Origin of the sequence: Microbacterium sp., from assembly GCF_026393345.1 — a bacterium.
Taxonomy (GTDB): domain Bacteria; phylum Actinomycetota; class Actinomycetes; order Actinomycetales; family Microbacteriaceae; genus Microbacterium.
Window position 1 is genome coordinate 19,117 of record NZ_JAPLAI010000047.1, and the last position, 10,079, is coordinate 29,195.

Annotated in this window: 10 protein-coding genes, 1 rRNA gene and 1 pseudogene (1 of these 12 running past the window's edge); 3 read left to right on the forward strand and 9 right to left on the reverse strand. The window is 70.5% G+C overall.

The genetic code is table 11. The features are described from left to right. Together rph and murI are read right to left on the reverse strand one after the other, a co-directional pair. Positions 1-524, reverse strand: a pseudogene (gene rph, locus NT132_RS08770) (ribonuclease PH) (it extends 203 nt beyond the left edge of the window). Positions 525-574: 50 nt separating this feature from the next. Continuing rightward, on the reverse strand, positions 575-1,393 hold the full coding sequence (murI, locus tag NT132_RS08775; protein WP_297787505.1) for a glutamate racemase: 819 nt from the start codon (positions 1,391-1,393) through the stop codon (positions 575-577). 29 nt (positions 1,394-1,422) lie between these two features. Between murI and NT132_RS08780 the strand changes: the two genes are divergently transcribed. Further along, positions 1,423-2,757 (forward strand): nicotinate phosphoribosyltransferase, encoded by a 1,335-nt coding sequence (locus tag NT132_RS08780; RefSeq protein WP_297787507.1) that lies wholly within the window; start codon positions 1,423-1,425, stop codon positions 2,755-2,757. Between the two features lie 12 nt (positions 2,758-2,769). On the opposite strand, the gene NT132_RS08785 is transcribed toward NT132_RS08780, so the two are convergent. From NT132_RS08785 to NT132_RS08795, 3 genes are read right to left on the reverse strand one after another with little or no spacing between them, the layout of a single operon-like run. Then, complete coding sequence (locus tag NT132_RS08785) at positions 2,770-3,036, reverse strand: DUF3039 domain-containing protein (RefSeq protein ID WP_297787509.1); 267 nt, start codon at positions 3,034-3,036, stop codon at positions 2,770-2,772. Between the two features lie 28 nt (positions 3,037-3,064). Further along, positions 3,065-4,633: a hypothetical protein gene (locus NT132_RS08790; RefSeq protein WP_297787511.1), complete on the reverse strand. Its 1,569-nt coding sequence runs from the start codon at positions 4,631-4,633 to the stop codon at positions 3,065-3,067. After that, positions 4,609-5,682 carry an ABC transporter ATP-binding protein gene (locus NT132_RS08795; protein WP_297787513.1) on the reverse strand — a complete coding sequence of 358 codons (1,074 nt, stop codon included), beginning with the start codon at positions 5,680-5,682 and terminating at the stop codon, positions 4,609-4,611. The genes NT132_RS08790 and NT132_RS08795 overlap by 25 nt, the downstream gene beginning before the upstream one ends. 205 nt (positions 5,683-5,887) lie before the next feature. On the opposite strand from NT132_RS08795, the gene NT132_RS08800 reads away from it, so the two are divergent. Both NT132_RS08800 and NT132_RS08805 read left to right on the forward strand, forming a co-directional pair. Then, positions 5,888-6,580 (forward strand): NTP transferase domain-containing protein, encoded by a 693-nt coding sequence (locus NT132_RS08800; RefSeq protein WP_297787515.1) that lies wholly within the window; start codon positions 5,888-5,890, stop codon positions 6,578-6,580. A gap of 14 nt (positions 6,581-6,594) precedes the next feature. Next, the gene (locus NT132_RS08805) at positions 6,595-7,401 is read left to right on the forward strand and encodes a hypothetical protein (RefSeq protein WP_297787517.1); all 807 of its coding nucleotides are present in this window, start codon (positions 6,595-6,597) and stop codon (positions 7,399-7,401) included. Positions 7,402-7,405: 4 nt separating this feature from the next. Here NT132_RS08805 and NT132_RS08810 read toward each other — a convergent pair whose 3' ends face one another. From NT132_RS08810 to rrf, 4 genes are all read right to left on the reverse strand, one after another. Then, positions 7,406-8,434 (reverse strand): HAD-IIA family hydrolase, encoded by a 1,029-nt coding sequence (locus tag NT132_RS08810; RefSeq protein WP_297787519.1) that lies wholly within the window; start codon positions 8,432-8,434, stop codon positions 7,406-7,408. Then, positions 8,434-9,120, reverse strand: coding sequence for a hypothetical protein (locus NT132_RS08815; RefSeq protein ID WP_297787521.1), 687 nt, complete (start codon positions 9,118-9,120; stop codon positions 8,434-8,436). The genes NT132_RS08810 and NT132_RS08815 overlap by 1 nt, the downstream gene beginning before the upstream one ends. 306 nt (positions 9,121-9,426) lie before the next feature. Beyond that, positions 9,427-9,810 (reverse strand): hypothetical protein, encoded by a 384-nt coding sequence (locus tag NT132_RS08820; RefSeq protein WP_297787523.1) that lies wholly within the window; start codon positions 9,808-9,810, stop codon positions 9,427-9,429. 141 nt (positions 9,811-9,951) lie between these two features. Next, a 5S ribosomal RNA gene (gene rrf, locus NT132_RS08825) occupies positions 9,952-10,068 on the reverse strand. Positions 10,069-10,079 lie beyond the last annotated feature (11 nt).

Genomic DNA, 10,079 nt, shown 5'->3' on the forward strand with positions numbered 1-10,079 from the left:
CCGTCGATGATGCCCACCGAGACGGCGGCGACGGAATCGATGAGCGCCTTCGCGTTCTTACCGACGAAGCCCTTCTTCCGTCCCCACTCGATCGCGTCGGCGAGCGCCACGTAGGCGCCGGTGATCGCCGCGGTGCGGGTGCCGCCATCGGCCTGCAGCACGTCGCAGTCGATCACGATGGTGTTCTCACCCAGCGCCTTGGTGTCGACGACGGCACGCAGGGCGCGGCCGATGAGACGGGAGATCTCGTGCGTGCGACCGCCGACCTTGCCCTTGACGCTCTCGCGGTCGTTCCGGGAGTTCGTGGCGCGGGGCAGCATGGCGTACTCGGCGGTGACCCAGCCCTTGCCCTTGCCGGTCAGCCATCGCGGCACGCCGTTCGTGAACGAGGCGGTGCACAGCACCTTGGTGCCGCCGAACGAGATGAGCGCCGACCCTTCGGCCTGGCTCGACCAGCCGCGTTCGATGGTCACGGGACGCAGCTGGTCGACGGTGCGCCCGTCGGCACGGATGATCTCGGACATGTGTCTCCTCGGGGTGGGGGCGTGGTGGGGTGGTCGGAAGGTCGCGCCGGTCAGCGCGGGAGGTCGATGACGCCGGTCTGCACCAGCTGCACGTCGCGCACCTCGCGGCCCATGAGCCGGTGCGCGAGGCGGATGAACTCGTCGGCCGACGAGCCGGTGGCCTCGTACACGTGTTCGGCGACCGCATCCGGGCCGGCGAGCAGGTCGCGGGAGACCAGCTGACGGTAGACGTCTTTGGCGGTCTCGGTGTCGCTGGAGACGAGGCTCACGCCCTCGCCCATGACGTAGCTGATGGCGCCCTCGAGGAACGGATAGTGAGTGCAGCCGAGCACGAGCGTGTCGACGCCGGCGTGCCGAAGCGGGGCCAGGTACTCCTCGGCAACGTCGAGCACCTCGGGGGTGTCGGTGACGCCGGCCTCGACGAAGTCGACGAACCGCGGCGCCGCCTGCGCGAACACGGTGAGGGTCGCGTTGACCTCCAGCATGTCCTGGTAGGCGCGGGACCCGATCGTGCCCGCGGTGCCGATGACGCCGATGCGGCCGTTGCGGGTGGTGGACATCGCGGTACGGACGGCGGGGCCGATCACCTCGACCACCGGGACGTCGTAGCGTTCGCGGGCGTCGCGCAGCATGGCGGCGGATGCGGTGTTGCAGGCGATGACGAGCATCTTCACGCCCTGGTCCACCAGGGTGTCCAGCACCTCGAGCGCATAGCGACGGACGTCCGCGATGGGCTTCGGCCCGTACGGCGACCGGGCGGTGTCACCGATGTAGCGCAGCGACTCCCGCGGCAGCAGCTGCGAAACGGCCCGGGCGACGGTGAGCCCGCCGACCCCGGAGTCGAAGATCCCGATCGGCGCATCGTCCACGATCCTCAAGCCTACGCCCGGTGGATAGAGTGACCCGCATGAGTACGGCCCTGCTGACCGACCGGTATGAACTGACGATGCTGGAGGCGGCCCTGCGTGACGGGACCGCATCCCGCCCGAGCGTGTTCGAGGTGTTCGCCCGCCGCCTGGCCGGGGGGCGCCGCTTCGGGGTGGTCGCCGGCACCGGACGCCTGCTCAGTCTCATCCGGGACTTCCGGTTCGGCGAGGACGAGCTGCGGTTCCTACGCGACGAGAAGATCGTGGATGCGGCCACCGTCGCCTTCCTGGAGGATTTCCGGTTCCGCGGGTCGATCATCGGCTACCGCGAGGGGGAACTGTATTTCCCCGGGTCGCCGATCCTCACGGTCGAGGGCACGTTTGCCGAGGCCGTGGTGCTGGAGACGCTGGCACTCAGCGTCCTCAACCACGATTCGGCCGTCGCCACCGCGGCCGCCCGGATGAGCATTGCTGCCGGCGACCGGCCGCTCGCCGAGATGGGGTCGCGCCGCGCCGGGGAACGCTCCGCCGTCGCCGCTGCCCGCGCCGCGTTCATCGCCGGCTTCAGCGCCACGAGCAACCTGGAGGCCGGACGCACCTGGGGCCTTCCGACCATGGGCACCGCCGCCCACGCCTGGACGCTGTTGCACGAGACCGAGGAGGACGCGTTCCGCGCGCAGATCGCCGCCGCGGGCGTCGGCACCACCCTGCTCGTGGACACCTACGACATCGCCACCGGCGTGGAGCGCGCGATCGGGGTGGCGGGGACCGATCTGGGAGGCGTACGCATCGACTCCGGCGACCTGCCGGTGGTGGCGGCCCGGGTCCGTGCGCAGCTCGATGCGCTGGGCGCCACGCGCACCCGCATCACCGTGACGAGCGACCTCGACGAGTACGCACTGGCGGCGCTCGCCTCCTCCCCCGTCGACTCCTACGGGGTGGGCACGTCGGTGGTCACCGGGTCCGGGACGCCGACCGCGGGCATGGTCTACAAACTCGTCTCCCGCCAGGACCCGGCCGGGTCGTGGGTCTCCGTCGCGAAGGCATCGGCGGAGAAAGTGTCCCGGGGCGGCCGCAAGGCGGCGTTCCGCCGCATCCCCGGTGGCACGGCCGACGCCGAAGTCGTGATGGTGTCCGGCGCCGTCGATCCGCTGGACGCGGTGGCCCCGCATCCGGATTCGCGTCCGCTGCAGGTGGCCCTGGTGACCGAGGGTGAGCCGGATTCTTCGGCCGAGGGGCACGAGGGCGTGCGTCGCGCGCGGGAGCACCATCGCTCAGTGCGCCGAGAGCTGCCCCTGACAGCCCACGGCCTCAGCCGTTCGGATCCGGCGATCGCCACGCTCTCTGTGGACGCGCCGGGTGCGTGAGGGCCGACCCGGTCAGCCCATCATCGATTCGTAGATCTCCTTGCAAGTGGGGCAGATCGGGAACTTCTCCGGGTCGCGGCCCGGGGTCCACTTCTTGCCGCAGAGCGCCCGCACCGGCTTGCCGGTGATGGCGGACTCGAGGATCTTCTCCTTCTTCACATAGTGGGAGAAGCGCTCGTGATCGCCCGGCTCGATGTGCTCCTCGCGGAGCAGTTCCTCGAGCTCACGGTCGAGGGTGGCGGTTCCGCCGGAATCGGGACGGTCGAGAGGCGTGCTCATAGGCACCGATTCTATCCGCGGCCAGGGCTCACGCGGCAGTCTCGGCGAACTCCATCAGCGCGCTCCCGCGACGCTCGAACACGACCGACCCGATCGCGAGTCCGAGCCCCAGCACGACGAGACCCGTGGCCACGCCGGCGACGAGCGCTGCGGCACCGTACGACGGGTCGACCGTGACCGCCTGCCACGCCCACCACAGGGTCGGGATGCTGACGAAGACCGCTCCGACCATGACCACGGTCTGCGAGACGATGCCGGCGCCCTCTGTGCGCTGCGGCTGCCGGAACGGGCTGTCACCCGGCCGGGACACCGCGTAGGGCGCGGCGGCGGAGGCGATCGAGGAGAGGCCGAGTCCCGCGAGGAACAGGCTCGCGCACACCCCGGTCAACGGCAGCAGGTGCGCCCAGCGTCCGCTGAGAAGCGTCGCCACCGGGATGAACACGGCAAACGTGGGCACGCCGATGAGGAGGATCGGAACGAGTCGCCCCAACCGGTCCGCGATGCCGCGGACGCCGCTGGCGATGTGCAGCCACAGCGCGGTCGAGTCGTAGGCGAGGTCGTTGTGCGGCATCCAGCCGAAGAACAGCGCGACGATGGGCAGCGGTGCCAGCACCACGAGCTCCGCAGGGACGCCGGCGATGAGGAGCGGCACCGTCGTGAGCAGTGCCGCGAACGGGACGATGAGGACGTTGACCCCGTAGCGGCGGTCGTGCAACCAGTAGAGGACGCTCCGGGCCGCGATCGCGCCACCGGCGGTGGAGGGCATCACGGCGAACCACGACATCCCCGCATGCGCCCGTGCGGTGAGCGGGCGCTCGGGTGCGTGCAGCATCCGGTTGACGACGGCGAACCAGGCGGCCGTGAGCGCAGCGAGGGTCACGACGGCTATGGCGAGCGACGCCCAGCCGAGCGGATCGCCGGACGCGGCGTAGCCGGGCAGCGCCCAGGGCGCACCCAGCGGTGTGAGCGACAGCACCCGGCTCGCGGCGATGAGCGGCGAAGGAACGCTCCGGTCCCAGTCGAGCGAGGCGAAGAAAAGCCCGACCGGCACCACGACGATGAGAAGCAGCAGGACGAACAGCCCCGTCAATTCGCGGGAGCGCCGCTCGCGCAGCAGCCGTGCCGTGGCGGCCCCCGAGAGCTTGGTCAGCAGCAGCGCGATGAGGACGCCGAGGACGGGACCTGCGACGGATGCCGCAGCGCCCGCGCCGTGCGCGAGCCACAGCACGATCACGCCGACGGCGGTGGCGAGCAGCGCCAGCATCGGCACCGAGACGAGCCCCGCGAGGAGAACCGAGACCGCGAGAGGGCGGGCCGTCACACCGAACGAACGGAATCGACGCGGGTCGAGCTGGTCGTCGCCGACGAGCGGCGGGGCAAAGAGCGACCCGAGCGCGATCGCCGCCCCGCCGGTGATGGTGACCACCTGAGCCGCCGCGTCGCTCGCGTCGTGCAGACCGATGAGCCCCACCCAGGCGGCGACGACGCCGAGCACGACGAGACCCAGACCCGTGATCATGCGGGGGCGGTCGCGCGCGCCGCGGTGACCCGCGGCCAGCAGCAGCGCGAGTCTCAGCCGGAGAACGTGTGCAACCACTCGAGACCTTCCGCCTCGCCGCCGGCACCGACGATCTCGACGAAGCGTTCCGCGAGGGTACTCTCGCCGCGCACCTCGACGACGGTCCCTTCGGCGAGCAGCTGCCCGGCCGCGAGGATCGCGACCCGGTCGCAGACCCGCTCGATGAGGTCCATGCCGTGGCTGGACAGCACGACGGTGCCGCCGTGCGCCGTGTAGGCGCGCAGGATGTCGAGGATCACCCCCGCCGAGACCGGGTCGAGGGCCTCGAACGGTTCGTCGAGCACGAGAAGCCGGGGGGCGTGGATCATGGCGGCGGCGAGCATGACCTTCTTCGTCATACCCGCCGAATAGTCGCTGACGACACGGCCGAGGGCGTCGGTGAGATCCAGGGCACGGGCGAGGGCCGCCACCCTCTCGTCGACGACTTCCCCGCGCAGCCCCCGGAGGAGTCCCGCGTAGGCGAGCAGCTGGCGTCCGGTCAACCGGTCAAAGGTGCGGAGGCGATCGGGCAGCACGCCGATGAGCCGCTTCGCCTCGCGTTCGTGCGCGCGGATGTCGACACCGTGGATACGGATCGTGCCCGCGTCCGCGCGGAGGAGCCCCGCGATCATGGAGAGCGTCGTGGTCTTACCGGCGCCGTTCGGACCGACGATGCCGTAGAAGGTACCCGGTGCGATCTCCCAGGAGAGGTCGGCGACCGCGGTCGTCGCGCCGAACCCCTTCCGCAGATGCTCGACGACGAGGGCGGGGACGGCCGCGTCGACATCACCCTCGCGGGTGTCGGTCCAGAGCGCCCCGAATGCGTCCTGTTCGGTGACAGTCGCGACAGGGGCGTCAGGCTCCGGCTCGGTCTCAGGCTCGGGCTCGGGCTCAGGCTCAGGCTCAGGCTCGGTCTCGACGTCAGGCGCTGGCTCCGGCTCCGGTTCTGACACCGCGAGGGGCGGGAGCGGCGGTTTCGGCGGGATGATCAGATCGTCCGGAACGTCGATCGTGGCGGCGCCGGTGGGCTCGAGAGAATCGTCTCGCTGCAGCGAGCGTTCGGAGGAATCGGGCCGCGGTGCTGTCACCGGACCACGGTACCAAGCGCACGTGAAAGGAGACCGCGATATCGCCGACTCGTCCGCACTCACGTCATCCCCTGCAACGATCCGGCAACGGATGCAAGCCCCCGGGCTGACATTCAGGTGCCCTGGATACCATGGGGACGGCACAAAGGAGTGTCGCGTCGATGAAGCGACCATGAATACTTTTTCCGCACTCCAGGAGCGAACCGTGACTTTACAGACAGTGATCCTCGCCGCCGGCATGGGCTCTCGCCTGGGGCGCAGCCTGCCCAAGCCCCTCACCGAGCTGAACGACGGCCGCAGCATCATGCGTCAGCAGCACGACAACATCCGCGCCGCGTTCGGTGACGACGCCCGCATCCTCACCGTGGTCGGCTACCGCGCCGAGACCATCGTCGAGGCCTTCCCGGACTCGGACTACGTCTACAACGACCGGTACGACCAGACCAACACCTCCAAGAGCCTGCAGCGCGCACTCGCCGCCACCGGCCGCGGCGGCGTGCTCTGGATGAACGGCGACGTCGTTTTCGACCCGCGCGTCCTCGGCCGGGCCGTGGAATTCATCGAGAACGAGCAGTCCTTCGTCACCGTCAACACCGCCAAGGTCAGTGACGAAGAGGTCAAGTACACGACCGACGCCGAAGGGTTCATCGCGCAGCTGTCGAAGACGGTGTCCGGTGGTATCGGCGAGGCGGTCGGCATCAACTACATCTCCCGCCACGACAAGCGTGCGTTCCTCCGCCAGCTGGCCCGTGTCGACGATCAGGACTATTTCGAGCGCGGCCTCGAGCTGGCGATCCTCGAGGACGGCCTGCGACTGCAGCCCCTCGACATCTCCGACCTTTACGCGGTCGAGGTGGACTTCGCCGAAGACCTCGAGCGGGCGAACCTCTACGTCTGAGGACGGCGGACAGCGTGGCTGACGACGTCCCCCGCATCCATTCGCTCCCCGACGATGCGCCGTGGGTGGGAGGGCTTCCGCCGGCGGGCTCCACGGAGCATCCGCTCGGCGTGCGCGTGCTCGATCGGGTCCTCGCGCTGCAGCGGCCCGCGGTCATTGCGCACCTGCGCAGCATCCGCATCCGTCACCGCGACGCGTCGACCCTGCAGATCGTCCGGATGCTGGAACGGCGCTATCTCGCCGCGGTGACAACGAGCGGCGCGGCCGTGGGCGCCACCGCCGTGGTCCCGGCGATCGGCACCGGCATCACGCTCGCGCTCAGCGGTGCGGAAACCGCTGCGTTCCTCGAGGCGAGTGCGCTGTTCGCGCAGTCGGTCGCCGAGGTCCACGGCATCCCGGTCAGCGACCCGGATCGCGCGCGTGCCCTGGTGCTGACGCTGCTCCTCGGTCAGGAGGGCATCGACCTCGTCACGCAGCTGGCGCGCCAGGCCGGCGGCACCGGAGCCGGCCGACAGGCGTACTGGGGCGAACTGATCACAAAGACCATCCCTCGCGCAGCCATCGGGCCCCTGCTCGACCGGCTGAAGACATCCTTCGTCCACCGCTTCGCCGTGCGCGGCGGGGCGTCGTGGATCGGCAAGGCGCTGCCGTTCGGAATCGGCGCCGCGGTCGGCGGGGCCGGAAACCACTTGCTCGGTCGCCGTGTGGTCACCACCGCACGTCAAGCGTTCGGCGCTCCCCCGGTCATGCTGCCGCCCGAGCTGGAGCCTGCGGCGGGCGCGCGCCCGATCGAACGTCGCATCCTGCGCCGCCGCGACTGACCGCTCAGACCCGGTGGAACGGGTCGGCGTACAGTTCCTCCGGCACGCGGAAGCCGAAGATCTGCCGCCCGGTCGCCCAGATGGCCGCAGCCCCGGCGCGGAGCAAATCGATCGGCCGGTCCCCCGCGCTCACGATGCGCACGTCGACGCCGTCGATCCGCACGGCGGCGGAGCCCACCGTTGTGAGATCCCCCTTCGTCTTCGTGACCGGATACGGCTCGTGCAGTTCGCGGAGGTCCGACAGCACGTAGGTCGGCCGCGAGGTCGCGGGCGCGGCGAGCACGTGCTTCGGTCGGTCGATGCCGGTGAGCACGAGGGCCGAGGGGATGCCGGCGGCCTGCGCCCCGGCGATGTCGGTGTCCAGCCGGTCGCCGATGAAGAGCGGCGTCGACGCCTGGAAACGGCGCACGGCCTCATCGAAGATCGGCGTCTCAGGCTTGCCTGCGACCGTCGCGAGCCGCCCGACGGCGGTATGCACGGCGGAGACGAGCGTGCCGTTGCCGGGAGCGATGCCGCGCGACTGCGGGATCGTCCAGTCGGTGTTCGTGGCGATCCACGGGATACCGCCCTCGTCCTCGGGAGTCTTCAGCGCGAAGGCCGCCTCGGCCAGGTGCACCCATGCCACATCGGGCGAGAACCCCTGCACCACCGCGGCGGGGTCGTCCTCGGCGCTGCGGGTGACGATGAAACCCGCCTTCTCCACCTCGACGACGAGGCCTTCGCCGCCGACCACGAGCACGCGCGATCCGGCGGGGATGCGTTCGGTGAGCAGCCGCATGGCGGCCTGGGGGCTCGTGACCACATCCTCGGGAGCGACAGTCAAGCCGAGGCTGGTGAGGTGCGCGGCGACGGACGCGTCGGTCCGCGATGCGTTGTTCGTGATGTAGCCGAGGCGTCGACCGTGACCGGCGCGGTTGAGGCTCTCCACCGCGTAGGGCAGCGCGCCATCACCCGCGTAGACGACCCCGTCGAGGTCGGCGAGGACGACGTCGATTCCGTGCAGCGGCGTCGTCGCGCGGGACAGCAGAGCCATCAGCGCTCCTCGTCCGACTCCGGGGCCTCCCCGGCGGGCTCCTCTGCGGATTCATCCTCGGGCACGTCGGCCGGTTCGTGGGCTTCGGCGGATCCGCCCACGGGCTCGTCGACCGGCTCGTCAAGGAACTCCTCTTCGACCATGATCTCCTCGTCCTCGCCCACACCGAGCGCGCGTTCCCACACATCGGCGGCGATCTCCGCACGACGTGTCCACTCCTCGGCCTCCTCGATGCGCCCGAGCTCCTCGAGCACGGAGGCGCGGGCGGCGAACAGATCGGCGCTCCACTCGAACGCGCGATCCGGGTCGAGCTCCGGGATGTCGAGTTCGACGAGGGCGCGTTCGGGGTCGCCGAGATCGAGCCGGGCACCGGACAGCGCGATCGCGAGCTGCGCCCGCGCCGCCGTCGGCAGCGTGCTGCGGTCGACCGCGCGACCCTCCTCGAGGGCGCGCTCGGGACGGCCCACGCCACGTTCGCTGTCCACGATGAGGGCGATCTGGTCGTCGCGCCCGGAGATGCGACGGTAGGTGCGAAGCTCGCGCAATGCGAGGGCATAGTCGCCGATCGCGTAGGCGGTAATCGCCGCGGACTCACGGACCAGGGCGACGCGGCCGGCACGACGGACAGCGGCCTGCGCGTGCTCGTGCGCGAGCGCCGGGTTCTCGTCGATCAGACGTGCGGCCATCGCGAGGTGGCGCGCGACGACGTCGGCGTTCTCCTTGCTCAGCGTCTTCAGCTCGTTCCGCGCGCTCGAGTGGAGGTCGCGGGGCGTGACGTCTTCGGGCAGCTCGGGCTCGTCACGGCGCTCGTACCGGTCCTCGGAACCCTGCGGCGGGCGCGAGTTCCGCTCGCCATCACGGGGGCGGAAGGGACGCTCCCCCTCGCGGGGACGGTACGGGCGGTCACCATCACGCGCGGGGCGCGCAGCCCGGTCACCCTCACGGGGACGGAACGGACGCTCTGCTACACAGCCGTACTGCTGGGAATCTCCCTATACGGCCCGCGGCGCGATCCCCTTCGCGGGGACGGTACGGACGGTCGCCCTCACGAGCGGGGCGCGCAGCCCGGTCACCCTCACGGGGACGGAACGGACGGTCACCATCACGAGCGGGACGCGCAGCCCGGTCACCCTCGCGGGGACGGAACGGACGGTCGCCATCACGAGCGGGACGCGCAGCACGATCGCCTTCACGGGGACGGTACGGGCGATCACCATCACGCGGAGGACGCGCGGGGCGATCGCCTTCACGCGACGGACGTGCAGCACGATCACCTTCGCGAGGACGGAACGGACGGTCACCATCACGCGGGGGCTTGCGATCGCCGTCGCGGGCCGGACGGCCGGAAGCGCCGTCGCGTCGCGGGGGTCGACCATCACCGCGGTGTGACCCACGATTCCGATCCGCGTCGCGGTCCTTGTCGTTTCCCGGTCGCTCGCTCATATCGACTCCTGCGCTATTTTGGTGTGTTAACGAGAAATGGCCACCCAGCGTTGGGTGGCCATTTCACGGAAGAAGTCCGGCGGTGTCCTACTCTCCCACAGGGTCCCCCCTGCAGTACCATCGGCGCTGAGAGGCTTAGCTTCCGGGTTCGGAATGTGACCGGGCGTTTCCCTCTCGCTATGGCCGCCGAAACACTATTGAT

What these genes read in the sequence shown, in the direction of transcription:
- NT132_RS08810 (WP_297787519.1), bottom strand. Translation starts at nt 8,434, where the DNA reads ATGGCTCTGCTGTCCCGCGCGACGACGCCGCTGCACGGAATCGACGTC.
- NT132_RS08820 (WP_297787523.1), bottom strand. Translation starts at nt 9,810, where the DNA reads ATGGTCGACCCCCGCGACGCGACGGCGCTTCCGGCCGTCCGGCCCGCG.
- NT132_RS08815 (WP_297787521.1), bottom strand. Translation starts at nt 9,120, where the DNA reads ATGGCCGCACGTCTGATCGACGAGAACCCGGCGCTCGCGCACGAGCAC.
- NT132_RS08785 (WP_297787509.1), bottom strand. Translation starts at nt 3,036, where the DNA reads ATGAGCACGCCTCTCGACCGTCCCGATTCCGGCGGAACCGCCACCCTC.